Raw genomic sequence first — 23903 nt, forward strand, 5'->3', positions numbered from 1 at the left:
ACCTAGCACGAGTTAGTTGTCATTAACTCAAATGGGAGCCGCCTTGTCATCGCACCGCGACGAGCACCTGGCGCTGGTCGAGCAGTTGCGCGCCAAGCTCGCCACCGCCGCCCTCGGCGGCCCTGAGCGGGCCCGTCAACGCCACGTCGACCGGGGTAAATTGCTGCCCCGCGACCGGGTCGACGGCCTGCTGGACCCGGGCAGTCCGTTCCTGGAGATCGCCGCGCTGGCCGCCGACGGCATGTACGACGACGAATGTCCCGGCGCCGGGATGATCGCCGGCATCGGCCGGGTGTCAGGGCGGGAATGCCTGATTGTCGCCAACGACGCCACTGTGAAGGGCGGCACGTACTACCCGGTCACGGTCAAGAAACACCTGCGCGCGCAAGAGATCGCGCTGCAGAACAAGCTGCCGTGTATCTACCTGGTGGACTCCGGCGGCGCGTTCCTGCCGCGCCAGGACGAGGTGTTCCCCGACCGCGAGCACTTCGGCCGCATCTTCTACAACCAGGCCACCATGAGCGCGCAGGGCATCGCCCAGATCGCCGCGGTTCTGGGCTCGTGCACCGCGGGCGGGGCCTACGTGCCCGCGATGAGCGACGAGGCCGTCATCGTGCGCAACCAGGGCACGATCTTCCTGGGCGGGCCGCCGCTGGTGAAGGCCGCCACCGGTGAGGTGGTCACCGCCGAGGACCTCGGCGGCGGCGACCTGCACTCCAAGACCTCTGGTGTCACCGACCACCTGGCCCACGACGACCGCGACGCACTGCGGATCGTGCGCAACATCGTGGCCACGCTCGGGCCGGCCGAGGCCCCGCCGTGGGCGGTGACGCCCACCGTGGACGCCGTGGCCGACCAGACCGAGCTCTACGACGTGGTTCCGGTCGACGCCCGCGTGCCCTATGACGTGCACGAGGTGATCACCCGCATCGTCGACGGCGGCGAGTTCAACGAATTCAAGGCCGAGTACGGCACCACCCTGGTCACGGGATTCGCCCGCATCCACGGTCACCCGGTCGGCATCGTCGCGAACAACGGTGTGTTGTTCGGTGAATCCGCGCTCAAAGGAGCACATTTCATCGAGCTGTGCGACAAGCGCAAGATCCCGCTGCTCTTCCTGCAGAACATCGCCGGGTTCATGGTGGGCCGCGACTACGAGGCCTCGGGCATCGCCAAGCACGGCGCCAAGATGGTCACCGCGGTGGCCTGCGCCCGGGTTCCGAAGCTGACCGTGGTGATCGGCGGCTCCTACGGGGCGGGTAACTACTCGATGTGTGGGCGCGCGTATTCGCCGCGGTTCCTGTGGATGTGGCCCAATGCGCGCATCTCGGTGATGGGCGGTGAGCAGGCGGCATCGGTGCTGGCCACCGTGCGCGGCGACATGAGCGCCGTGGAAGAAGAACAGTTCAAGGCACCGATCCGGGCCCAGTACGAGCACCAGGGCAACCCGTACTACTCGACCGCCCGGCTCTGGGACGACGGTGTGATCGACCCTGCTGACACCAGAACGGTGCTCGGCCTTGCTCTTTCGGTTGTCGGCCAGGCTCCGCTGGAGCCGGTCTCCTACGGCGTGTTTCGGATGTGATGATGACCTCAAGCGCAATGTTCGATACCGTCCTCGTCGCCAACCGCGGCGAGATCGCGGTGCGGGTCATCCGCACCCTGCGGACCATGGGCATCCGGTCGGTTGCGGTGTTCAGCGACGCCGACGCCGAGGCGCGTCATGTCTTGGAAGCAGATGTCGCCGTACACATCGGACCCGCCGCGGCCCGGCAAAGCTACCTCGACATCGACACCGTCGTCTCCGCCGCACAGCGAACCGGCGCGCAGGCGGTCCACCCCGGCTACGGATTCCTCTCCGAGAACGCAGAATTCGCCGCTGCTCTGCAGGCCGCGGGCATCGTGTTCATCGGCCCGCCCGCCTCTGCCATCGCCACCATGGGCGACAAGATCGCCGCCAAGGCCGCCGTATCGGCATTCGGTGTCCCCGTCGTCCCGGGGATCTCGCGGCCGGGTCTGACGGATGACGAGTTGATCGCGGGTGCACCCGAGGTCGGCTTTCCTGTGCTCGTCAAGCCGTCGGCCGGCGGCGGCGGCAAGGGCATGCGCGTGGTCGAGCAGGCCGCCGATCTTCCGGCCGCACTGATCAGCGCTCGCCGCGAGGCCGCCGCGGCGTTCGGCGACGACACCCTGTTCCTGGAACGGTTTGTGTTGCGGCCCCGCCATATCGAGGTGCAGGTACTGGCCGACGGTCACGGCAACGTGATCCACCTCGGAGAGCGGGAATGCAGCCTGCAGCGCCGGCATCAGAAGGTCATCGAGGAGGCACCCTCGCCGCTGCTGGACCCGGCCACCCGGGCGCGCATCGGTGCGGCTGCGTGCGACACCGCGCGTAGTGTCGATTACACGGGCGCCGGCACGGTGGAGTTCATCGTGTCCGCCGATGCGCCCGACGAGTTCTTCTTCATGGAGATGAACACCCGGCTGCAGGTCGAACACCCGGTCACCGAGATGGTCACCGGAGTCGACCTGGTGGAACAGCAGGTCCAGATCGCCGCCGGCGAGAAGCTCGCACTCGGCCAGGACGACATCGTCATGACCGGGCATGCCATCGAGGCCAGGGTGTACGCCGAGGACCCGGCCAACGGCTTCCTTCCCACCGGCGGGCCGGTACTGGGATTGCGCGAGCCGACCGGACCCGGTGTGCGGGTGGATTCCGGTCTGGCCGCGGGCACCGTGGTCGGCAGCGACTACGACCCGATGCTGTCGAAGGTCATCGCCCACGGCGCCGACCGGACCGCGGCATTGCACAAGCTGGACCGGGCGCTGGCCGACACCGCGGTGCTCGGCCTGACCACCAACACCGAGTTCCTGCGCTTCCTGCTGGCCGATGCCGATGTGGCCGTGGGCCGGCTGGACACCGGACTGCTCGACCGTCGCGCACCGGATTTCGCGCCCCAGGAGATCGGTGACGCCGAGCTGATCGCGGCGGCGGCCTACCAGTGGATCAGCAACTGGGCGCAGGCCGGCGACAATTTGTGGGCCCGGCCGACCGGCTGGCGGGTGGGGGAGCGTGCTCCGGCTGCATTCCGGCTGCGCGCCGCCGGCCGCACCGACCACGTCTACCTCACCGGTATCCCGAGTCAGGCCACCGCGACCGTCGAGAACGGCGAAACCCACACCCTGAGTGCCGCTTTCGCCGGTGACCAGTTCATCGTCACCCTCGACGGCATGCGTACCGAGTATCTGGTCGCCACGCAGCTGAGCGGGGGCGTCGGCCAACTCTGGCTCTCGGGCGCGGGTCGCAGCTATGTCGTCGAAGAGGTTCGCGAGGCGCCGGTGCGACCCGACGCTGAGCACAGCGGCGATGCCGAACTCGTCAGCCCCATGCCGGGATCGGTTGTCGCCGTGGGTGTTGCCAGCGGCAGCGAGGTGACTGCAGGCACCATGGTGGTCACCGTGGAGGCGATGAAGATGGAGCATGCCCTGACCGCACCGACCGACGGTGTGGCCGAACTACTCGTCGCCGTCGGCGACCAGGTCAAGGTGGGTCAGCCGCTGGCCCGAATCACCGCTGCAACACAGGAGAACGAGCAATGAGCGACTTTCTTTCCACCGGCACGCTGCCGGATCACTACGAGCAACTGGCCAAGACAGTCCGCGACTTCGCCCAGAGCGTGGTCGCCCCGGTGGCCGCCAAACACGATGAGGAACACTCGTTCCCGTACGAGGTCGTCGCCGGCATGGCTGACATGGGACTGTTCGGCCTTCCGTTCCCCGAGGAGTACGGCGGCATGGGCGGCGACTACTTCGCGCTGTGCCTGGCTCTGGAGGAACTCGGCAAGGTCGATCAGAGCGTGGCCATCACGCTGGAGGCCGGAGTTTCGCTGGGCGCCATGCCCGTCTACCGGTTCGGCAACGAAGCTCAGAAGCAGGAGTGGCTGCCGCTGCTGGCCAGCGGCAAGGCGCTGGGTGCGTTCGGCCTGACCGAGGCCGGTGGTGGCAGTGACGCCGGCGCCACCAAGACCACGGCGAAGATGGATGACGGTCACTGGATAATCAACGGCTCCAAGCAGTTCATCACCAACTCCGGCACCGACATCACCAAGCTGGTGACCGTCACCGCCGTGACCGGGGAACGCGAAGGTGGCAAGAAGGAGATCTCCTCGATCCTGGTGCCGGTGCCCATCGAGGGCTTCACCGCCGAACCGGCCTACAACAAGGTGGGCTGGAACGCCTCGGACACCCACCCGCTGAGCTTCGACGACGTCCGGGTGCCTGCGGAGAACCTGCTCGGCGAGCGGGGCCGCGGCTACGCCAACTTCCTGCGCATCCTCGACGAGGGCCGCATCGCCATCGCGGCGCTGTCGGTCGGTGTCGCGCAGGGCTGTGTGGACGAATGCGTCAAGTACGCCAAGGAACGTCAGGCCTTCGGCGCGGCCATCGGCACGTACCAGGCCATCGCCTTCAAGATCGCCCGGATGGAGGCCCGTGCCCACACCGCCCGCGCCGCCTACTACGACGCCGCCGCCCTGATGCTGTCCGGCAAGCCGTTCAAGAAGGCGGCGTCGGTGGCCAAGCTGGTGTCCAGCGAGGCCGCGATGGACAACGCCCGCGACGCCACCCAGATCTTCGGTGGCTACGGATTCATGAACGAATACCCGGTGGCGCGTCACTACCGGGACAGCAAGATCCTCGAAATCGGCGAGGGGACAACCGAAGTTCAGCTGATGCTGATCGCGCGGGAGGCGGGTCTGTGACCGCTGAGAAGAAAGTGATCGAGCAGCGCGGGTTGTGGTTCGAGGAGTTCGAGATCGGGGTGCGCTACCTGCACCGGCCCGGGCGGACCATCACCGAGGCCGACAACGTGCTGTTCACCACGCTCACGATGAACACCCAGGCGCTGCACCTGGATGCCGCGTTCTCCGATGCCCTCCCGCCGTTCAACGCCCGGCTGGTGAACTCGATGTTCACCCTGTCGACGCTCGTCGGCCTTTCGGTGGCGCAGCTGACCCAGGGCACCATCGTCGGCAACCTCGGATTCTCCGAGATCGCCTTTCCCAAGCCGCTTTTCCACGGTGACACGCTGTATGCCGAAACCGAGATCACCGAGAAGCGGGTGTCCAAGAGCCGGCCCGGCGAGGGCATCGTGACCTTCGCCCACACCGGGCGCAACCAGCACGGTGACATCGTGGCCACGGCTTCACGCAAGACCATGGTGCGGATGCGGCCGGAGGAGCAGGAATGACATTGGGGAACAACGGTCCGGGCTGGCTGTTCTGCCCCGCCGACCGGCCTGAGCGGTTCGAAAAGGCGGCGGCGGCAGCTGATGTGGTGATTCTCGACCTTGAGGACGGGTGTGCGGCCAAGGATCGCCCCGCCGCCCGTCAGTCCCTGATCGACACTCCGCTCGATCCGGCCCGCACGGTAGTACGGGTCAACCCGACGAGCACCGCCGACCACGAGCTGGACCTCAAGGCTGTGGCCGCCACGGACTACACCACCGTGATGCTGGCCAAGACCGAGCATGCCGATCAGGTGCGGGCTCTGGCGCCGTTGGATGTCGTCGTGCTGATCGAGACCCCCCTGGCCGCGCTCAACGTGGTCGAGCTGGTACAGCCCGACAACGCCTTCGCGGTGATGTGGGGAGCCGAGGATCTGTTCGCGGTCACCGGCGGCACCGCCAATCGCCGGTCCGACGGCAGCTACCGCGACGTCGCCCAGCACGTGCGGTCACAGACCCTGCTGGCGGCCAAGGCGTACGGCAAGCTGGCGCTGGATTCGGTCTACCTCGACATCAAGGACCTCGACGGCTTGCGGGCGGAGTCGGACGACGCCGTTGCGGTCGGTTTCGACGCCAAGGTGGCGATCCACCCCACGCAGGTCGCCGTGATCCGGTCGGCCTATGCGCCGACCGAGGAGCAGGTGGTCTGGGCGCGCGCGGTGCTCGACCGGGTGGCCACGGAGCGGGGCGTCTTCCAGCACGAGGGGCTGATGGTCGATGCCCCGGTGTTGCGGCGCGCCGAGCGGATCGTCGCGCTGGCTCCGCAAGGCTGAGCCCGGCGGACGCTTCCGACACGCCTCCAATCCGTTATCCGCGATGAACACGGCTGTTTTCGGTTCGAGCGCATAATGGCGATATGCCCCAGTGCTGCGACGGGCCGAGCGGATCGTCCAGCTAGCGCCACACCCAGGCATCTAGCCGGCGGCCTCTCACCAGGGGTTTTGCGCGTTCCGCCGCTGCCCTGAGCACCTCATGGACTGGCGGCGCAACATGCCGTCACCCGAGAAGGAGGCGGTATGGCTGGGTTCTCTGCAGAGCCGGTGCATTCGAGCGTCGATCTGGATCCGGTGCGTCTGGTGGACGTCGACGGGTCACCCACCGAGGAGACGCGGTACCGCGGCGATCTACCGCCAGAAACTTTGGGTTGGCTCTACGAGTCCATGGTGGTCACCCGCGATCTGGACGCCGAATTCGTCAATCTGCAGCGCCAGGGTGAGCTGGCGCTGTACGCATCGTGCCGCGGTCAGGAGGCCGCGCAGGTCGGCGCGGCAGCCTGCCTCCGGAAAACCGATTGGCTGTTTCCGCAGTATCGCGAGATCGGTGCCTTCCTGCTGCGTGGCATCACCCCCCGTCAGATGGGAGCGGTGTGGCGGGGCCAGTGGCACGGCGGCCTGGAGTTCACCAGCCGTTGCGTCGCCCCGATCGCGATTCCGATCGCCACCCACGGACTGCACGCCGTCGGCGCGGCGATGGCCGCCCAGCGTCTCGCCGAGGACTCGGTGACGGTCGCGTTCCTCGGCGACGGTGCCACCAGTGAGGGCGATGCGCACGAGGCACTGAACCTGGCATCGGTGTTCAAGGCGCCATGTGTGTTCTTCGTGCAGAACAATCAGTGGGCGATCTCGGTGCCGGTGAGTAAGCAGCAGGCCGGGCCGTCGATCGCACACCGGGCCATCGGGTACGGCATGCCGGGCATCCGTGTCGACGGTAACGACGTCCTGGCCTGTTATGCGGTGATGGCCGAGGCCGCCGAACGCGCCCGTGCGGGGGAGGGTCCCACGCTCATCGAGGCGATCACCTATCGGATGGGGCCACACACCACCTCTGACGATCCCACCCGTTACCGGTCCACCGATGAGGTCGACGAGTGGCTGGCCCGCGATCCGATCGCGAGGTACCGAACCTATCTGCAGAACGCGGGCCTGCTCGACGACCGGCTGGAGCAACGCGTCGGCGCGCGGTCCCGGCGGCTGTGCGCAGAGGTGCGCGAAGCCCTTGTCGGCGCGGCCGACGTCGATCCGACCGAGCTTTTCGACTCCGTCTACGCCGAGATCACCCCGGATCTGGCGCATCAACGCGATCAGTTGTCGGCCGAACTGGCGAAGGAGGCGTGAGGGAGATGACCCAGATCATCGATCGTCCTGCCGCTCAAGGTGACTCGCCGGAGCCGTGGGAACCGAAACTCATTTCGCTCGGGTCACCGGCCGCCACCGAGTTGACCATGGTCGCCGCGATCAACCGGGCATTGCACGATACGATGGCCGCCGACGAGCATGTGCTGGTGTTCGGCGAGGACGTCGCCACCCTCGGCGGCGTCTTCCGGGTCACCGAAGGGCTGGCCGAGACTTTCGGCGCCGAACGGTGTTTCGATACGCCGCTGGCCGAATCGGCGATCATCGGGGTGGCGATCGGTCTTGCGATCCGCGGGTTCACCCCGGTGCCGGAGATCCAGTTCGACGGGTTCAGCTATCCGGCCTTCGACCAGATCGTCAGTCACCTGGCCAAATACCGGATGCGCACCCACGGGGACGTCAACATGGGTGTGACGGTGCGGATTCCGTCATTCGGCGGCATCGGTGCGGTTGAGCATCACTCGGAGTCCACCGAGTCGTACTGGCTGCACACGGCCGGACTGAAGGTGGTCGTACCGTCCACTCCGTCGGATGCGTACTGGCTGCTGCGGTATTCGATCGGCAGTCCCGACCCGGTGATGTTCCTGGAGCCCAAACGGCGTTATTGGGCGCGTGAGCTCGTCGACACCGGCACATCAGCTCCGCCGATCGGCCGGGCGATGGTGCGGTGCGCCGGAACCGACGTCACCGTCATCACCTACGGCGGGTTGGTGGCCACGGCGCTCAACGCGGCGGACCTGGCCGCCGAGCGCGGTTGGAGCCTGGAGGTTGTCGATCTTCGCTCCCTCAACCCCCTCGATTTCGACACCGTCGCAGCGTCGGTGCAGCGCACCGGCCGGGCCGTCGTCATGCACGAGGGACCCCGCACCCTGGGGTTCGGAGCCGAGTTGGCGGCCCGGATCTCCGAGGAGTGCTTCTACGACCTTGAGGCACCGGTGTTGCGTGCCACCGGTTTTGACACGCCCTATCCACCGGCCCGGCTGGAGAAGGTGTGGTTGCCCGGGGTCGATCGCCTGCTCGATTGTGTCGAGCGTGCGATGGGGCAGCCGTGAACCGGGAGTTCCTGGTCCCCGATCTCGGCGAGGGGTTGCAGGACGCCACGATCACGAGCTGGAGCGTTGCGGTGGGCGACACCGTCGAGCTTAATCAGACCCTGTGCACCGTCGAGACCAACAAGGCCGAGGTGGAGATCCCCAGCCCGTTCGCCGGCCAGGTGCTCGAGCTCGGCGGCAAGGCAGGCGACACCTTGACCGTCGGTTCGGTGTTGGTCCGGTTCGACACCCACGAGCCGGCCGAAGCTCCAACCGGCACGGTGAAAAACGGTGCGGCGCCTCGTAAATCGGTACTCGTCGGCTACGGTGCCGACGACACCATGGATACCAGCAGGCGCACACCGGGGCCCGAGGGCCCGAAGGCCCGCGCCAAGCCGCCGGTCCGCAAACTGGCGGCCGAACTGCACGTGGACATTGCAAAGTTGGCGCCGGGCTCCGGGCCGGAGGGGATCGTCACCCGCGACGACGTCCTGGCCGCGGCGGGTAGTTCGGACATCGTCGACGTCACCGGTGTGCAGGCCGCCATGGCGCGACGGATGTCGTTGTCACGTAAGGAAATCCCCGATGCTCACGCGCGGGTGGACGTGGACTGCTCCGCGTTGGTGCGGTTGCGTGAGCGCATCAAGGCTGCCGATGCCGACCTGCCTGTCACACCGTTCGTGCTGACCTTGAGGCTGCTGGTGGTGGCGCTCGGACGGCATCAGCTGCTGAACTCCACCTGGCTGGAAACCGCCGAAGGTCCTCAGATTCACCGGCACCCGGCAGTACATCTGGGTTTCGGGGTGGCCGCGCCGCGCGGACTGCTGGTCCCCGTGGTCCGTGACGCGCAGTCGATGACGACCCGTGAGCTGGCCGCAGCGGTGGTCCGGCTTATCGAGCGGGCAAGAGCTGGAACCCTTGGCCCCGCCGAGTTGAGCGGGTCGACGTTCACTGTGTCCAATTTCGGTGCACTCGGTCTGGACGACGGTGTGCCGGTGATCAACTATCCGGAGGCCGCCATCCTGGGTATGGGCTCGATGAAACCGCGGCCGGTGGTGTTCGACGGCGCGGTGGTACCCCGCCCCACGATGTCACTGACCTGTGCCTTCGATCATCGCGTCGTCGACGGCGCCCAGGCCGCCGCGTTCCTGTGTGACCTGCGGTCTTTGATCGAGGCGCCCGAGCTGGCCCTCGTGGACCTATAGCGGCTACTTGCGCTTGGCGGCGGCCAAACGCGCAGCGAATTCCGGGGATTCGATGGAGCGGGCCTGCGGGCCGAGTTCGATGTCGACGGCGGTCCCATGCTGATCGGTGTCGACCGTTCCCGGATTCGCGGTGGCGCGCATCGAGGCCTTCGTGGCGATCACCACGTCACGTGGAGCGCCGGCCGGGCCGGCGGCGAGCATGCGTGCGGCGCCCACCGGATCCTCGGCGATCGACAACGCCAAACCATGGCGCACTGCGGATTCGGCGTCGAAGCGCATGCCGAACAACAGCGCCGCCCGAGCCACCTGCGGGCCGACACCGCGCTGCAGCATCCAGGTGGCGCCGCCGCCGGGGTGGATGCCGAGCTTCTGGAACCGCGGATCGAACAGTGCGGCGGGGCCGGCGATACGCACGTCGGCCGCCAGGGCCAGGTTCAGGCCCGCGCCGACGGCAGCGCCGTTGACCGCGGCGATGGTCGGGAGAGTGCAGTTCGCCACAGCGAGGAACCCGTCGTAGATCTTGCGCAGGCCGTCCTCGGTGGCTTCGCCGAGCGCGGTGAGGTCGGCACCGGCACAGAATGCCTTGCCCGCACCGGTGACGATCACGGCGTGCACATCGGGATTGGCCTCGGCGGCCTCGACCGCGGCGCGCAGGGCCGCCGACATCTCGAAGGTCACCGCGTTGCGGCGATCGGGATCGTTGACGGTGATGACTGCGATGTGATCGTCGACGCTGACCAACACGGAATCCGGCACGAGGCCACCCTAGCGTCCGGGTCGTCGGCGTGACAGTGCGCTCGGTGACCACAAATGTTCATCGAAACGTCAGCCGCCGCACCCGGCGGTCCGGCGCGGGTGAGCGGACAATGATTCGGTGACGGCTGACATTGCCGGTATTTCTGGCGCCCCGGGCGCCGGGTCGGTGCAGCCGACGCGGCGTCGGCTGCTGTTGTTGGCCGCGGGGGCGATCTTCCTGATCGACGTGGGAACCAAGGCTCTGGCCGTGGGCATGCTCGAGCCCGGCCGCACGGTCCCGCTGCTCGGTGACTGGCTGGCGTGCGAACTCACCCGCAACTCCGGTGCGGCGCTGTCGATGGCCGCCGACCGTACCGTGATGCTGACCATCGTTGTTCTGTCGGTGGCCGCGGCCATCGGCTGGATCGGTGTGTATGTCCGCTCGCCGTGGTGGGCCCTGGGCCTCGGGACGATTCTGGGCGGGGCCGCGGGCAACCTCGTCGACCGGTTCTTCCGGGCTCCCGGGCCGCTGCGAGGACATGTGGTCGACTTTCTGGCCATCGGCCCGATGCCGGTGTTCAACGTCGCGGATCTCGCCGTGCTGGCAGGTGTGGTCTGGTTGATTGCGTTGTCGTTGTCGGGTTTTCCGTTCGACGGCACCGCTCGGAACTCGGGGCCGCATGCCAGAAGTTGATTCGGATCTGCGGGTCGTCCCAGCGGACAGCCCGCCCAGCGTTCCATGGCACGAGACGAGGGCGGCGGTGGTCGCTGCCGGGATCGGTGGCGTACTGGCCATCGGCGCACTGGTGTTCGCGATCCTGATGACGTCGCACCACTCGGTGTCCCCGGTTCAACCTGAGCGGCTCACCCCGGTCTCGCGCACGAAGCCGGCATCGTCGCGGGCGACGACAACGACTACCAGCACGTCGCCGCGGGCACCGGTGAGCACCAGTGACGACGCCGGACCATCAAATGCGCCTGCGCCGCCGCCGGCGGAAGCCCCGGTGGACACCACCCTGTTGCCGACCACCACCATGTCGAACCCGTACGCCACGACGCCGGCGCCCAGTGCGGGAGCGGTCTAGCCGATGCCGAACGGGCCGAAAGGCCCGATCGGGCCGAGGATGACAGAGGCGTCATCGGGTTCATTGGGGCAGGACACGTCGACGTACACCGTGATCGTGGATCTCGGGGCGGGCGGTGAAGACCGGTCGGGGTTGTGGATGCCCTTGACCGAGCACTCCGACAACGGCATCGTGCTGACCCCGCCTACCCAGTTGATCTCGACGTTGTAGCCCTGATCCTCGAGGTCGCTGATCACCGCATCGGCCGATTGCCCGGTGGCCGTGGGATCCGCCGCGGCTAGTGGAGCGGCGGCCACGGCGAGGATGCCGGAGCAGCACAACACCAAGGGGGAGAACGCATTAACGCACCGCGATGCTCGCGCCATGATGACCTCCCGGCGGGCCGGACCGCCGTGCCAGTCTATGCCGACAGGGGGTGGCGTGCGCCGGTCAGGAGTTCGAGGACTCGTCCGGGCACTGCACATCCACGTAGACCGTCACCGATGACTTCGGCAACGGGGGAACCCCGCGGTTGGGGTTGTGGATGGAATTGACCTGGCATCTGTCCAGCGGCAATGTGCTGGCGCCGCCCACCCAGTTGATGGCCACCGTATAGCCCTCGTCACCGAGCTCCGAGATGATCTGGTCGGCTGGTTGACCGCCCGGGGTGGGTTCCGCAGCCGCCGGTGGCGCGGTCCCGAATGTGATGGCCGGAACGATCACGGCCAGTCCGGCAATGTGTGAATTCCGCGTGTGCGTCAGCATCCCGACCCTCCTGGCGGTCGGGTCTCATGCTGTCGCTCTCACCGGTTGGCCCGGCCGTCGCCAGTAAGTGTATTCCTCCTGTACGGCAGGTGAACGCAAAGTTACGATACTTTGGTTGGGCGACGTTCGGGCTGGTCAGGGTAAGACGGGGGTGAAACGGTTCGGGCAGCGTCCGGGGAGATGTCGGACGCTGCCCGAACCGCTCATGGCGCCGGAGGTGCGGGAGCCGGCGGGACTGGCGGTGCGGCCGGGTCCACCGGTGCGGCCGGGTCCGGAAGGTACTGGGCGAGTCCCGGTGGGACATTGGTGCCCGGCAAAGGCGCCGTGCCGGGCAATGGCTCACCGAGTTGCTGCTGGGGCATCTGGCCGAGCAGCGAGCCCTTCAGGTTGCCGTTGCGGTACAGCTCGTGCAGCTGTTTGAGGTAATCGCGCCCCGAGATGTCGGCGTTCTCCTCACCCGGTGCCACCCCGACCATCGTTCCCTGGCCCGGGGCGGCGGGCTTCTCGTTCTGGGGGAGCAGATAACCGTTGTTGAAGGCACGCAGGCTGGGTGGGGCGGCGGCGGGCGGACCGCCGGGGGCCGCGTTCTGCGCCAGCAAGTTGTTCGGATTCAGGTCGACGCCTTGCGGCAAACCGAGCGGCCCGCCGGTCGGCGTGCCGTTCTGCTCGAGCAGGGACAAGCCGGTGGGTCCCAGCGGAGCGCCGATCCCCGGCACCATCGGCCCCTGGGGTGGAGGCGGAGGAGCGGGTGCGGGAACCGCCGGTTCGACAGGGGCATCCGGGGCCGGATCGGCAGCGGCGGTCGCCGAGGAGGCGACCGCCGCTCCGAGCGCCAGCACGCCGGCCACCATGATGCGATGTGACGGCTTCAGCGTGGGTTTCATGACAGTGGGTTCAGCCCGGCTCAGACGGACTTGGTGACGCCGTAGTAGGCCACCACGTCGTCGGTGTCGGTCGTGGAGCTGGTCAGGGTCGCGTAGGACCGCAGGAACGACTGGCCGACGCAGCCGTCGAGCTTGATGTGGACGTCCTTGAGTGTGACGCGAACGGGTGCGGCCTTGAACGACTTCTTGTTCACCGAAACGTTGTTCACGGTTCCGGGCTTGAGGTGGATCTCGATCGTGCCGGACAGCGGGACGCTCAGGCCGGTGGGGATCAGGCCGCCCAGGGTCGATCCGGAGGTGGACAGACCCACCGAACCGATGAGGCGGACCTGGCCCAGGTCGATGCCGCAACCGATCTGGTATCCAGTGTCCAGGGTGCCGCCGTTGAGGGTGGTCTTCCCTGCGCCGCTGACGGTTCCGGTGAAGGTGCCGGCCACCATGTACTCGCGCGAGGACACGGCGGTGGTCAGCGGGGCGACGGGCAGCTGGCTCTCGTTGCTGGCCGCCACGGTGAGCTTCCAGCCGTCGGGGGTGGTGACGACACCGGGCTCGGCGGAGGCGACTACGCCGTTGTCGATCGGCGGGCCGTCGACCGCGGCGGGGTCCGGCGGCGGGGGCGGGGGATCAGCCTGTGCAAGGGGCGCAATCGCTACAGGGGCCAACATGCAGACTGCAGCCAGGGTGGCAAAACGACTCAACATGCGTGAACTTGCGCCTCTCGTGGTTCTGGATCCTGATGGTCTGCGACGCGTCATGGTCGTCAGAAGCCATGGCATCCAAGGAATCTGTCGCGACGAATCATGAACCGGTCGCGTTTCGAAACGGTGAACAACGCCCCAACAGTTGCCGCCGCATTCCCATCCAGCTGGAGTCCGCCAAACTGTGAGCTTGCTGGTAATGGCGTGGGCCACAATGCCTTCCTTATATAGATAGGCGATTCCGCACCGCGCACACAATGGACGATCGGTAGAGGTGACGCGTTGGTCGTCCGTTCACCTTCTGGACACTTGACCCCTCGACGGTATGGGAGCAATGCAAGCGAGGCCTGCCCGCGTTCGGTCGACGAACGGATGGATGGGGCGGGTTTCTACCTTTGGAGGACACAGGTGACATCACAGCGACTCGGGCGAGGACTTGCTGTCTTCGGTATCGCACTGGGAGTCGGATTCGCAGTGATGCCAACGGCGTCGGCCGAACCCGATGGTGCCGTCCATACCGATCCCGCGCCGATCCCGGCGCCCGCCCCGAGTCCCGCGCCGGTGGGTTCGCCCGATCCCATGGCCGCTCCGGCTCCGGTCGGTGTGCCCGATCCGGCCGCGCCGCCGGTTGCCGCGGGTGACATCGGACCCGCCGCGGTCACCGCGTGCTCGCAGTTCGCCGATGCGCTGGACAACGCCGCCACGTTCTATGGGGACTTCGCCGACACGATCGAGGGCACCGAGCGTCCCGACTACGCGGATCCGATCGTGAACATGTCGAATACGAGTGGTCGCACGGCACTTCGCGAGTCGGCCGCGCAGGCGATGAGTGCGGCGAACACGCCCGGGCTGTCGCCGGACATCGCCAGCCCGATGCGCTCGTGGTCGCTGGACGCCACCAAGCTGCTGTTGAAGATGGGGCTGCGCGGTAGTGGGAACACCCTGAATGTGACCGCCAACGAGCTCAACGAGGACGCGCACAACGCACAGATGGCGTGCGCGCTGGCCGGCACGCATGCCTGATTCGGCTCCGATGCGTGCGGTATTGCGCTGTGCAACAGCCATTCTGGTGACGGCGCTGGCCTTGAGTGGCTGTTCGGGTGGCGGCAAGGACGAGTCGGCTGCGCCCAAACTGCTCGGGGACGCCGACCTCGACGGCCTGCTGCTCAGTGCCGACGAGATGAACACCCTGATGGGGACCACCGGGATGACGCCACGTCAGACGGTGCGGACGATGGGCGATCACCGCAACCTGCTGCCCAACCTCAACTGCCTGGGAGTGTGGCAGGTCAACGAGGCGGCGATCTACGGAGAAGGCTGGACTGCGATGCGTCAGCAGCTGCAGCGCTCACCCAACAATGACAACTGGGACAACCTGGTGGTCCAGTCGGTGGTGTCGTACCCGTCGGAGCAGCAGGCGCGCGATTTCTATCGGCAGTCGGCCGACCGCTGGGCCAAGTGTTCCGATCACAATGTCAACATCAACCTCAACGGGCAGCAGCTGCCCAAGTGGCGCAGCGGGCCGCTGACCGAGACGGACACTCAGTTGACGATGCCGTTCACCCGGGGCACGGGAGAGCAGCTCCGCTCCTGCCAGCGGGTGCTGGCGGTCGAGGCGAACGTGATCATCGACGCCCAAGCCTGCAAGCCGGCCAACTCGACGGTGACGCAGGCCGCCCAGGTGGCCGACGAGGTCAAAGCGCTCATTCGCGGCTGAGCCCGGGCCCGCCCTGGTGGCGGGTAGTCTGTTGCTCGCAGCTGGTTTGCCGGTACCGGGGTGTTTGCGGTGCCGGCATCGAGCGCCGCATGCTGATCGAGATGCGGCGTGAGAGGGAACCCGGTGGGAATCCGGGACTGTCCCGCAGCGGTATGCAGGAACGACCGCCGTCATCAGCACTGGCCCGCAGGAATCTGCGGCTGGGAAGCGACGGCCAGTAGGAGCACGGATTGCGTGCGCGCCTGTGAGTCCGAAGACCTGCCAGCCGTACCGGGCGCGCCGCGTCCGGTGGTTCATCGCCTCGTGGAATGGGCAGTGACCGAACGCGGTTCGCTCGTGGCGGGTGGCCGTGGTCGGTTCGGTGTCTCCTGGCGGTGGCCATCCCTCGCATGTTGAAGGACGTCGTCATGAGCACAACCGCAACACCCTTTTCCGCCACCATTCTGGGGTCACCCCGAATCGGGCCCAAACGTGAACTCAAACGTGCCCTCGAGAAATACTGGGCAGGTCGTATCGAGCGCGCAGAACTCGAGTCCGTCGCGGCGAGCTTGCGGCGCGACACCTGGGAGTCTCTCGTCGCGGCCGGGCTGGACTCGATTCCGGTCAACACGTTCTCCTACTACGACCAGATGCTTGACACCGCAGTTCTGCTCGGTGCCCTGCCAACCCGGGTGAACGGCATCGCCGACGATCTGGATCGCTATTTCGCTGCGGCCCGCGGCGACGACGAGAATGCTCCGTTGGAGATGACCAAGTGGTTCGACACGAACTACCACTACCTCGTGCCCGAGATCGGGCCGGAGGCCATCTTCACCCTCAATCCGGCCAAGGTGCTAGGGGAGTTGGAAGAGGCACGTGCACAGGGGATTCCGGCACGTCCGGTAATCGTCGGTCCCATCACCTTCCTGGCGCTGTCCAAAGCCGTCGATGGTGCGGAAGCGCCGCTGGCTCGCCTCGGTGACCTCGTAGAGGTCTATGCCGAACTGCTGGAACTGTTGGCAGATAAGGGAATCGAGTGGGTTCAGATCGACGAGCCGGTGTTGGTGACCGACATCGTCGACAATGCAGCCGAACTCGCCGAGCGAACCTACACTCGTCTTGGCGAACTGGCCAAGCGGCCGTCCGTTTTCGCCGCAACCTATTTCGGTGAGCGCAGCGATGCGCTGGCCGCCCTGGCGCGTACCCCAGTCGAGGCCATCGGCGTCGATCTGGTTGCCGGAACCGGTGCCGCGCCGGCCGCAGTGCCGGAGCTCGCCGACAAGCTCGTGGTGGCGGGTGTGGTCGACGGGCGCAATATCTGGCGCACTGACTTGGAGGCAGCTCTGGGCAGCCTCTCCAAACTGCTGGGCAGCGCCAAGACGGTGGCGGTGTCGACATCGTGTTCGACACTGCATGTGCCTTACACCCTCGATGCGGAGAACGACCTGGACGCTGCGCTGCGGAGCCGGCTGGCCTTTGGCTTCGAGAAGGTCGCTGAGGTGGTGGCGCTGGCGCGCGGTCTCAAAGACGGACGTGAGACCATCTCGGCGGAGATCGCAGCGTCCAACGCGGCCCTCGAGTCGCGCACATCCGATCCACGGCTCCACAACGGCCAAGTCCGGGAACGGATCTCAGCGATCGTTGCTTCGGGCGCCAAGCGGGGACCGGCCGATCGGCGGCGGGCCGCCCAACAGGGCCGGCTGAAACTTCCTGCGCTGCCTACCACGACGATCGGGTCCTACCCGCAGACCTCGGCCATTCGTATTGCCCGCGCCGAGCTCAGGTCCGGGAAGATCGACGCCGCGGAGTACGAGCGTCGGATGAAGGCCGAGATCGCCGACGTCATCAAACTGCAGGAGCAGCTGGGCCTCGACGTGCTGGTGCACGGCGAGCCCGAGCGCAACGACATGGTGCAGTACTTCGCCGAGCAGCTCGACGGGTTCTTCGCCACGCAGAACGGTTGGGTGCAGTCCTATGGCAGTCGGTGCGTGCGTCCGCCGATCCTGTACGGGGATGTGGGCCGGCCCGAGCCGATGACGGTCGAGTGGATCACCTATGCCCAGTCTCTGACGGCCAAGCCGGTCAAGGGCATGCTCACCGGCCCGGTGACCATTCTTGCCTGGTCGTTCGTTCGCGATGACCAGCCACTGGCGGATACGGCTGCACAGGTGGCACTGGCGATTCGGGACGAGACGGTCGATCTGCAGGCGGCCGGCATCGCGATCATCCAGGTCGACGAGCCCGCACTGCGTGAGCTGCTGCCGTTGCGCTCGAAAGACAAAGAGGCGTACCTGAACTGGGCGGTGGACGCGTTCCGCTTGTCCACCTCGGGGGTGGACGATTCCACCCAGATCCACACCCATCTCTGCTACTCGGAGTTCGGTGAGGTGATCGGCGCCATCGCAGATCTCGATGCCGATGTGACCTCGATCGAAGCGGCCCGGTCCCACATGGAGGTGCTCGATGATCTCAACGCCGCCGGATTCTCGAACAGCGTCGGACCCGGTGTGTACGACATCCATTCGCCGAGGGTCCCCGGAGTCGAAGAGATAGCCGCGTTGCTGCGGGAGGCGCTCGATGCGGTTACGGCCGAACGACTCTGGGTCAACCCGGACTGCGGGTTGAAGACTCGTACCACCGACGAGGTGACCGAGTCGCTCAAGCACCTGGTCGCCGCGGCCGCCGAGGTTCGCAGAGGATAGCGGGTCAGCTCGTGGCAGCCTGAGCATCCAGCCAGGCTGCCAACGGCGCGCCGATCGGGGTCGCGTAGGCTTTTCGAATCGCCGAGCGTGGCTGTCGTGTGCGCGAAGTGGTCGATTTCTGTGCACAAGACCCACGCTCGGTACGGCTTACCTCCTGCGCGTCAACCGAATTCGATGACGTTGGTCGGTGCCCGGAATCGCGCGAGCCTGCGGGATCGGTAGATCAGACCTGCGGCGCGCGACAAGACCTTGCCGCGCCCCGTGGGCATGTCAAGCTCGTGTACTGCGAGAACTCCAGGTATGGAACGTAATTCGTCATACCGGTCGGCGGTGAAGGAGAACGGCATCGGCGGCGCGGTGTAGTGCTTGCTGAGTCTGATACCGCGTCGTTGTGAGTACCAGCTCAAAAAGCTCGGGACGCTGTCGAAAACCAGTTGCCCGCCGGGGAACCGGGCAGCGCATGCGGCAATCAGGTCGAACACGGCGTGCTGCTCCAGGTACTGGAACAATCCTTCGGCGGTGATGAGCACACCGTCGGTGGCGTCCACCTGGTCCATCCAGGAGTGGTCGAGCGCGGATTGCGCCAGGTGTCGCAGCCTGTCGGATGGCGGCAACAATTGCTGACGCAAGAGCACGATCGGGTCGAGATCGACTGAAATCCAGGTCATCTCGCCGTTGTCGAGGCGCCAGAAGCTGGTCTGCAGTCCCTCGGCCAGGGCGACCACGGTGGCGCGGGGATGCGTCCGGAGGTACCGCCGAGACGCGATGTCGAATGCCAGAGCTCGGAGCGCGGTGGCCTGGTGGGTACGGCCGAAGTGGTGATAGTCGTAGCCGAGATCTTCTCGCAGGGTGATCGCCAGCGGGTCGTCGATGATGCCGTCAGGCCGGGCGGCCTCTGTCGCTCGCTGGTGCAGAGTCAGGAGTGCGGTCTCTGATACCGCGGTCAGATGACGCGCGTCGACGACTGGCATGGCACGACCGTACCTGCCGGCGGATTGGCGGCACACCCACCGTGCCGTGTCGAGAGTCGTTGCCCCGGTTGACAGGTGATCGCGACATCTCGGGAACTTTCTGTGGCTCGTGACCGACTAGCTCGAGGACAAGGCTCGTGCGAGGAGGTGATGACGTGACTGCCCCGATCTGGCTGGCGGTACCCCCCGAGGTGCATTCTGCGCAGTTGAGCACGGGCCCGGGTCCCGGATCTCTTCTCGCCGCAGCCGCGCAGTGGGAGGCGCTGAGTACTCAATACAGCGCGGCAGCAGCCGAACTCACACAGATCCTCGCTGACGTGCAGATCAACAGCTGGGAAGGGTCCAGTGCAGCGCAATACGCAGCTGCCCATGGACCCTACCTGGCGTGGCTGGAAAAGGCGTCAGCCGACAGTGCGGTCACCGCCGCACAGCACCACACAGTCGCAGCCGCATACAGCAGTGCACTCGCGACCATGCCTACCCTGGTCGAACTCGCCGCCAACCATGTCACCCACGGCGTGCTCCTGGCCACCAACTTCTTCGGTGTCAACACCATACCGATTGCGGTCAATGAAGCCGACTACGTGCGGATGTGGCTACAGGCCGCCGAAACGATGATGACGTACCAGGCCATCGCGGCGAGCGCCTCCGAGGCGGTCCCGCCACCCCAGCCGGCCCCGTCGATCCTGGCGCCCGGAGGCGAAGCACAAAGCGAGCAGCAGAACACTTCGGGTTCAACCTCGGACAGCCAGCCCCTGAGCGACATCTGGAGGCTGATCTCCGAGCTCATCTCAGGTGCGGGCAATCCCGAAAAACTTCTCGAGACGTTTCAACAGCTCTTCGACCAATTGGGATTCAACCCGGCCGAGGCCGCCATCCTCGCGGTCATCGCGCTGGTGCTGTACGACATGCTCTGGTACCCGTATTACGCCTCGTATTCGCTACTGCTGCTGCCGTTCTTCCTGCCTGCGCTCAGTGCCCTCAGCGCACTGAGTGCACTGGCGCACCTGCAGAACAAGGTGCCGCCCCTCGTTGTGTCGCCGGCGCCCGTCGAGGTCAACACCGGCCATCGCACCACTCCGACCGTCGGTGCCGGCGCGATATTGGGCCCGCCCGGGCTATCCAGCGCCGTTCCCCAGACCGGCGGTTCCAGCTCTGGTGCGCCGGCCGGCGGCGGTGCAACGGGCCCGACAGCGTCTCCGATCGCCGGCTACGTCGTCCCTGGTCTGGATCCGCCCGCCGTGGCATCGGGACCCAAGTCGGGCACGAAATCCCCTGATGCGATCGCAGATACCTTCAGCACCGTTGCTGCGGCGCGAGCAGCTGCTGTCGCTCGTGGCCGTCGAAGGCAGACCGGCCGGAAACGAGACCGCGCGCGAAGTTACCGGTACGAGTTTCTGTCCGCCGACGACACTGTGGATGCCACCGTCGAAGAGCCGGACCCGACCCGATCCCGGTCGCGGTGGTCCAGCGAAAAGGGGACGACCACTCTTGGCTTCTCCGGGGCTGCACCGGTCACCACGACTGCATCGGCCTCAGGGATGGTGCGCCAGGCGCGCACCGGCGCCGGGGAAGCCGTCCCGATGCTTCCCGGTACCTGGGTGGTCGATTCAGATGAGCGACGCGAATAGCTGGAACTCTCAACCCATTTGATCCGACCAATCTTTCAGTCGCACACCGGCGCAGCGCAGTGCCGCACGAGGAGAAGACATGACGCTGAATGTGAAAGGGGAGGGTCTCGGGGCGCAAGTCACGGGAATCGACCCCAAGAATCTCGACGACATCACGAGGGAAGAGATCCGGGAACTCGTCTACAAACACAAACTCGTTGTTCTGAAAGACGTTCATCCCGCTCCCGAAGAGTTCCTGAAGCTGGGCCGCATCCTCGGCGACGTCGTCACGTACTACGAGCCGATCTATCACCACATGGACCACCCGGAGATCTTCGTCTCCTCGACAGAGCAGGGGCACGGCGTACCCCGGACCGGCGCCTTCTGGCACATCGACTACATGTTCATGCCCGAACCGTTCGCATTCTCGATGGTGGTTCCGCTGGCAGTGCCCGGAAGCGACCGCGGGACCTACTTCATCGACCTCAACAGGGTGTGGGAGTCCCTTCCGGACGCCGTACGTGACCCGGTGCGTGGCACGTTCGCCACGCATGATCCGCGGCGCCACATCAAGATTCGCCCACACGACGTGTACAAGCCGATCGGTGAGGTCTGGGACGAGATCTCTGAGACCACGCCGCCGATCAAATGGCCGACGGTGATCAGGCACCCGAAGACGGGACAGGAAATCCTCTACATCTGCGCGTCAGGCACCACCAAGATCGAGGACGAGCACGGAAACGTGCTGGATCCTGCTGTACTACAACAGCTCATGACTGCCACCGGGCAGCTCGATCCGGATTTCGTGTCACCGTTCATCCACACCCAACACTATGAGGTCGGCGATGTCGTGTTGTGGGACAACCGGGTTCTGATGCACCGGGCGAAACACGGCACCGCGCCGGGCACTCTGACCACTCATCGGCTGACCATGCTGGACGGCCTCACGACACCGGGATATGGGGTATGACCATGAGCACCGTCGAGACGCTGCCCCTGACGACGAGTGGCCACGGCACCGCGCACATGGCGCCGATCCCCGAAGATCTGCTGATCAAGGTGCTGGAACCCTATTCCTACAAAGGGTGCCGCTATCTGCTCGACGCAGAGTACGAAGCCACGGAGACATCCGTCTTGGCCGTCGGGAATTTCAGTATCAAGGAGCCCGCATACATTCGGGACACCGGCCACTTCAACGCTGCCGAGTGGGTCTTGTGCTTCAACCAACTCGCATACAGCGCGTTCGCGCCGGCAATCCTCAACGAGGTCATACCCGAATTCCGGGGGTGGTCGATCGAGGACTACTTCAACTACCAACTCCCCAGCATGTTGATCAAGACGACGGCATCGCGGTTCAGGCGTCCGATCAAATCCCAAAGGTTCTCGGCACGGCTGCTGTGCAAGGACTTCGAGGTGGTGGATCGAACGATTCGCTACCTGAAGATTCCGTGCACAGTCGAATTCTGGGATGAGGACGGCGGCGCCGCATCCGGCGAGGTCGAACTCGCGGCGCTCAACATTCCCTGACACCTGTACGAGAGCGGCATGGCTATGACACCCCCACCACCGACGGTGTTGGAACGCATCTTCGAGCGGGCAAGGCGGCGGCCCGAGGCGATTGCCCTCCGTCGTTGTGACGGAACCAGTTCTATCCGCTACCGCGACCTCATGGTCGAAGTAGACAGGCTGGCAGCCGATCTCGTCGCCGCGTCGGTCTCTCGGGGAAGCCGAGTGTTCGTCATCTCGGACAACGGCCCCGAGACCTACCTGGCAGTGTTGGCCTGCGCGCGAGTCGGGGCCATCTCGGTCATGGTGGACGGGGGAATGCCCGCGGCGGCGATGAACCGGTTCGGCGAGATCACCACTCCGGGTGCGACCCTGGTCGCACCCGGGTGTCGGATGCCTACCGCCGAGCTCTCAGGTGCGCTCCGGTCGATCCCCACCTTCGAGGTCGAGATCGCTCAAGACTCTGCTGTTGTTGATGGCGACCCGGTCTCGCGTCCGGTGCCCGTCGGTCCCGTCGGAGGGGCGGACGATCCGCTGGCGATGATCTTCACCAGCGGCACCACAGGGACGCCAAAAGCAGTGCTCCTGGCCAATCGGACGTTCTATTCCGTGGCCGACATCCTGCAGCAGGATCAATTGACGTGGGTGGACTGGGTCGTCGGCGAAACCACCTACTCGCCACTGCCTGCCACACACATCGGCGGACTGTGGTGGATCCTCAACTGCCTGATGCAGGGCGGGTTGTGTATCACCGGCGGCGAGAACGGGTTGTCGCTCGGGGAAATTCTCAACGCCAACGGCGTCGCGACCACCTGTCTGGTGCCCACCCTTTTGACCCGGCTGGTGTCCGAGCTGCGCTCCACCGGCGCTCCGGTTCCACCGTCGCTGCGGATGGTCGGATACGGCGGCTCCCGCGCGATCGCCTCCGACGTCAGCTTCGTGGAAGCGGCCGGCGTTCGTACCGCCCAGGTCTATGGGCTCAGTGAGACTGGTTGCACCGCACTGTGCCTCCCCACCGATGACGGGTCGATCGCCAGGATCGAGGCCGGAGCGGTGGGGCGGCCCTATCCCGGCGTGCAGGTTCACCTGGACGGCGACGGCAGCGGACCGCCTTCGCGTCCGGGCGCAGACTCGGCTTCGTCAGGCACGCTGTGGATCAAGTCGCCGGCGAACATGCTGGGGTACTGGGGAAATCCCGACCGGACGGCCGAGGTCCTGGTCGACGGATGGGTCAACACCGGCGACATTCTCGACAGGCACGACGACGGCTTCTTCTATATCCGGGGCAGGTCGTCAGAGATGATCATCTCGGGCGGAGTCAACATCGCGCCCGATGAGGTCGATCGAATTGCCGAGGGGGTTGCCGGAGTCGGCGAGGCGGCCTGTTATGAGATCCCCGACGGGGAGTTCGGCGCGTTGGTGGGGTTGGCTGTGGTCGCGTCGACGGCTCTGGATGAGTCAGCGGCCAGGAAGCTCAAACACGCCATCGCCGCGCGCTTCCGGCAGGAGTCGGAACCGATGGCCAGGCCGTCGACCATCAGGTTCGTGCATCAGATCCCACGAACCCAGTCCGGCAAGATCATGCGGACCTCTCTGGGCGCGGTGGCCGGTGGCTGACGG

The 23903-nt window shown here is 66.3% G+C and carries 23 protein-coding genes and 1 riboswitch; of the genes, 17 read left to right on the forward strand and 6 right to left on the reverse strand.

The window, feature by feature from the left end:
* Positions 1-31 precede the first annotated feature (31 nt).
* The 8 genes from BN2156_RS01050 (at position 32) to BN2156_RS01085 (ending at position 9652) form a co-directional block, all read left to right on the forward strand.
* Entirely contained in the window at positions 32-1585 is a 1554-nt protein-coding gene (locus BN2156_RS01050) for a carboxyl transferase domain-containing protein (protein WP_090509291.1), read from the forward strand.
* A gap of 2 nt (positions 1586-1587) precedes the next feature.
* Positions 1588-3600: an acetyl-CoA carboxylase biotin carboxylase subunit gene (locus tag BN2156_RS01055; RefSeq protein ID WP_162490705.1), complete on the forward strand. Its 2013-nt coding sequence runs from the start codon at positions 1588-1590 to the stop codon at positions 3598-3600.
* Complete coding sequence (locus BN2156_RS01060) at positions 3597-4760, forward strand: acyl-CoA dehydrogenase family protein (RefSeq protein ID WP_077741465.1); 1164 nt, start codon at positions 3597-3599, stop codon at positions 4758-4760. The genes BN2156_RS01055 and BN2156_RS01060 overlap by 4 nt, the downstream gene beginning before the upstream one ends.
* On the forward strand, positions 4757-5248 hold the full coding sequence (locus BN2156_RS01065) for a MaoC family dehydratase (RefSeq protein ID WP_090509296.1): 492 nt from the start codon (positions 4757-4759) through the stop codon (positions 5246-5248). Before BN2156_RS01060 ends, BN2156_RS01065 begins: the two co-directional genes overlap by 4 nt.
* The gene (locus BN2156_RS01070; protein WP_090509300.1) at positions 5245-6057 is read left to right on the forward strand and encodes an HpcH/HpaI aldolase/citrate lyase family protein; all 813 of its coding nucleotides are present in this window, start codon (positions 5245-5247) and stop codon (positions 6055-6057) included. Before BN2156_RS01065 ends, BN2156_RS01070 begins: the two co-directional genes overlap by 4 nt.
* Positions 6058-6300: 243 nt before the next feature.
* Entirely contained in the window at positions 6301-7398 is a 1098-nt protein-coding gene (gene pdhA / locus BN2156_RS01075; protein ID WP_090509302.1) for a pyruvate dehydrogenase (acetyl-transferring) E1 component subunit alpha, read from the forward strand.
* A gap of 5 nt (positions 7399-7403) precedes the next feature.
* Positions 7404-8468, forward strand: coding sequence for an alpha-ketoacid dehydrogenase subunit beta (locus BN2156_RS01080; RefSeq protein ID WP_090509304.1), 1065 nt, complete (start codon positions 7404-7406; stop codon positions 8466-8468).
* On the forward strand, positions 8465-9652 hold the full coding sequence (locus BN2156_RS01085; protein ID WP_090509305.1) for a dihydrolipoamide acetyltransferase family protein: 1188 nt from the start codon (positions 8465-8467) through the stop codon (positions 9650-9652). The genes BN2156_RS01080 and BN2156_RS01085 overlap by 4 nt, the downstream gene beginning before the upstream one ends.
* A 3-nt stretch (positions 9653-9655) precedes the next feature.
* Here the strand turns inward: BN2156_RS01085 and BN2156_RS01090 are convergent, their stop codons facing one another.
* Complete coding sequence (locus BN2156_RS01090; protein ID WP_090509306.1) at positions 9656-10408, reverse strand: enoyl-CoA hydratase; 753 nt, start codon at positions 10406-10408, stop codon at positions 9656-9658.
* A 118-nt stretch (positions 10409-10526) separates the two neighbouring features.
* On the opposite strand from BN2156_RS01090, the gene BN2156_RS01095 reads away from it, so the two are divergent.
* Both BN2156_RS01095 and BN2156_RS30505 read left to right on the forward strand, forming a co-directional pair.
* Positions 10527-11081, forward strand: a complete 555-nt coding sequence (locus BN2156_RS01095; protein ID WP_090509307.1) for a signal peptidase II — start codon at positions 10527-10529, stop codon at positions 11079-11081.
* Positions 11068-11472 (forward strand): hypothetical protein, encoded by a 405-nt coding sequence (locus BN2156_RS30505; RefSeq protein ID WP_131725119.1) that lies wholly within the window; start codon positions 11068-11070, stop codon positions 11470-11472. The genes BN2156_RS01095 and BN2156_RS30505 overlap by 14 nt, the downstream gene beginning before the upstream one ends.
* Here BN2156_RS30505 and BN2156_RS01105 read toward each other — a convergent pair.
* From BN2156_RS01105 to BN2156_RS01120, 4 genes are all read right to left on the reverse strand, one after another.
* Positions 11469-11837 (reverse strand): hypothetical protein, encoded by a 369-nt coding sequence (locus tag BN2156_RS01105; protein WP_090509311.1) that lies wholly within the window; start codon positions 11835-11837, stop codon positions 11469-11471. The genes BN2156_RS30505 and BN2156_RS01105 overlap by 4 nt on opposite strands.
* Positions 11838-11901: 64 nt before the next feature.
* A complete protein-coding gene (locus BN2156_RS01110) occupies positions 11902-12216 on the reverse strand; it encodes a hypothetical protein (RefSeq protein WP_090509313.1) in 315 nt (104 codons plus the stop codon).
* 203 nt (positions 12217-12419) lie between these two features.
* The gene (locus BN2156_RS01115; RefSeq protein WP_090509315.1) at positions 12420-13100 is read right to left on the reverse strand and encodes a hypothetical protein; all 681 of its coding nucleotides are present in this window, start codon (positions 13098-13100) and stop codon (positions 12420-12422) included.
* Positions 13101-13120: 20 nt separating this feature from the next.
* On the reverse strand, positions 13121-13801 hold the full coding sequence (locus BN2156_RS01120) for an MspA family porin (RefSeq protein WP_090509318.1): 681 nt from the start codon (positions 13799-13801) through the stop codon (positions 13121-13123).
* A 474-nt stretch (positions 13802-14275) separates the two neighbouring features.
* Between BN2156_RS01120 and BN2156_RS01130 the strand changes: the two genes are divergently transcribed.
* The 3 genes from BN2156_RS01130 to metE all read left to right on the forward strand — a co-directional run bounded on the left by BN2156_RS01130 (position 14276) and on the right by metE (position 18196).
* The gene (locus BN2156_RS01130) at positions 14276-14821 is read left to right on the forward strand and encodes an Rv2240c family protein (RefSeq protein ID WP_090509323.1); all 546 of its coding nucleotides are present in this window, start codon (positions 14276-14278) and stop codon (positions 14819-14821) included.
* Positions 14814-15515: a sensor domain-containing protein gene (locus tag BN2156_RS01135; RefSeq protein ID WP_235625181.1), complete on the forward strand. Its 702-nt coding sequence runs from the start codon at positions 14814-14816 to the stop codon at positions 15513-15515. Before BN2156_RS01130 ends, BN2156_RS01135 begins: the two co-directional genes overlap by 8 nt.
* Positions 15516-15597: 82 nt before the next feature.
* Positions 15598-15777: riboswitch (cobalamin riboswitch) on the forward strand.
* A gap of 145 nt (positions 15778-15922) precedes the next feature.
* Positions 15923-18196 carry a 5-methyltetrahydropteroyltriglutamate--homocysteine S-methyltransferase gene (gene metE / locus BN2156_RS01140; protein WP_162490706.1) on the forward strand — a complete coding sequence of 758 codons (2274 nt, stop codon included), beginning with the start codon at positions 15923-15925 and terminating at the stop codon, positions 18194-18196.
* 161 nt (positions 18197-18357) lie between these two features.
* Here the strand turns inward: metE and BN2156_RS01145 are convergent, their stop codons facing one another.
* A complete protein-coding gene (locus BN2156_RS01145) occupies positions 18358-19167 on the reverse strand; it encodes a class I SAM-dependent methyltransferase (protein WP_090509338.1) in 810 nt (269 codons plus the stop codon).
* A gap of 173 nt (positions 19168-19340) precedes the next feature.
* Here BN2156_RS01145 and BN2156_RS01150 point away from each other — a divergent pair, with 173 nt between their 5' ends.
* The 4 genes from BN2156_RS01150 to fadD10 all read left to right on the forward strand — a co-directional run bounded on the left by BN2156_RS01150 (position 19341) and on the right by fadD10 (position 23900).
* Positions 19341-20798: a PPE domain-containing protein gene (locus BN2156_RS01150; protein WP_276020743.1), complete on the forward strand. Its 1458-nt coding sequence runs from the start codon at positions 19341-19343 to the stop codon at positions 20796-20798.
* Positions 20799-20877: 79 nt separating this feature from the next.
* Positions 20878-21747, forward strand: coding sequence for a (3R)-3-[(carboxymethyl)amino]fatty acid oxygenase/decarboxylase (scoE, locus tag BN2156_RS01155; protein WP_090509340.1), 870 nt, complete (start codon positions 20878-20880; stop codon positions 21745-21747).
* Between the two features lie 2 nt (positions 21748-21749).
* Positions 21750-22304: an FcoT family thioesterase gene (locus tag BN2156_RS01160; RefSeq protein ID WP_210436616.1), complete on the forward strand. Its 555-nt coding sequence runs from the start codon at positions 21750-21752 to the stop codon at positions 22302-22304.
* A 24-nt stretch (positions 22305-22328) separates the two neighbouring features.
* On the forward strand, positions 22329-23900 hold the full coding sequence (gene fadD10 / locus BN2156_RS01165) for a fatty acid--CoA ligase FadD10 (protein ID WP_090509344.1): 1572 nt from the start codon (positions 22329-22331) through the stop codon (positions 23898-23900).
* Positions 23901-23903 lie beyond the last annotated feature (3 nt).

It is taken from the genome of Mycolicibacterium neworleansense (genome assembly GCF_001245615.1).
Classification (GTDB): Bacteria; Actinomycetota; Actinomycetes; order Mycobacteriales; family Mycobacteriaceae; genus Mycobacterium; species Mycobacterium neworleansense.

Coding starts and splice junctions, on each gene's coding strand:
- BN2156_RS01130 (WP_090509323.1), top strand. CDS start 14,276: ATGCCAACGGCGTCGGCCGAACCCGATGGTGCCGTCCATACCGATCCC.
- scoE (WP_090509340.1), top strand. CDS start 20,878: ATGACGCTGAATGTGAAAGGGGAGGGTCTCGGGGCGCAAGTCACGGGA.
- BN2156_RS01135 (WP_235625181.1), top strand. CDS start 14,814: ATGCCTGATTCGGCTCCGATGCGTGCGGTATTGCGCTGTGCAACAGCC.
- BN2156_RS01080 (WP_090509304.1), top strand. CDS start 7,404: ATGACCCAGATCATCGATCGTCCTGCCGCTCAAGGTGACTCGCCGGAG.
- BN2156_RS01055 (WP_162490705.1), top strand. CDS start 1,588: ATGACCTCAAGCGCAATGTTCGATACCGTCCTCGTCGCCAACCGCGGC.
- metE (WP_162490706.1), top strand. CDS start 15,923: ATGAGCACAACCGCAACACCCTTTTCCGCCACCATTCTGGGGTCACCC.
- BN2156_RS01115 (WP_090509315.1), bottom strand. CDS start 13,100: ATGAAACCCACGCTGAAGCCGTCACATCGCATCATGGTGGCCGGCGTG.
- BN2156_RS01120 (WP_090509318.1), bottom strand. CDS start 13,801: ATGTTGAGTCGTTTTGCCACCCTGGCTGCAGTCTGCATGTTGGCCCCT.
- fadD10 (WP_090509344.1), top strand. CDS start 22,329: ATGACACCCCCACCACCGACGGTGTTGGAACGCATCTTCGAGCGGGCA.
- BN2156_RS01070 (WP_090509300.1), top strand. CDS start 5,245: ATGACATTGGGGAACAACGGTCCGGGCTGGCTGTTCTGCCCCGCCGAC.
- BN2156_RS01060 (WP_077741465.1), top strand. CDS start 3,597: ATGAGCGACTTTCTTTCCACCGGCACGCTGCCGGATCACTACGAGCAA.
- BN2156_RS01050 (WP_090509291.1), top strand. CDS start 32: ATGGGAGCCGCCTTGTCATCGCACCGCGACGAGCACCTGGCGCTGGTC.
- BN2156_RS01145 (WP_090509338.1), bottom strand. CDS start 19,167: ATGCCAGTCGTCGACGCGCGTCATCTGACCGCGGTATCAGAGACCGCA.
- BN2156_RS30505 (WP_131725119.1), top strand. CDS start 11,068: ATGCCAGAAGTTGATTCGGATCTGCGGGTCGTCCCAGCGGACAGCCCG.
- pdhA (WP_090509302.1), top strand. CDS start 6,301: ATGGCTGGGTTCTCTGCAGAGCCGGTGCATTCGAGCGTCGATCTGGAT.
- BN2156_RS01105 (WP_090509311.1), bottom strand. CDS start 11,837: ATGGCGCGAGCATCGCGGTGCGTTAATGCGTTCTCCCCCTTGGTGTTG.
- BN2156_RS01110 (WP_090509313.1), bottom strand. CDS start 12,216: ATGCTGACGCACACGCGGAATTCACACATTGCCGGACTGGCCGTGATC.
- BN2156_RS01160 (WP_210436616.1), top strand. CDS start 21,750: ATGAGCACCGTCGAGACGCTGCCCCTGACGACGAGTGGCCACGGCACC.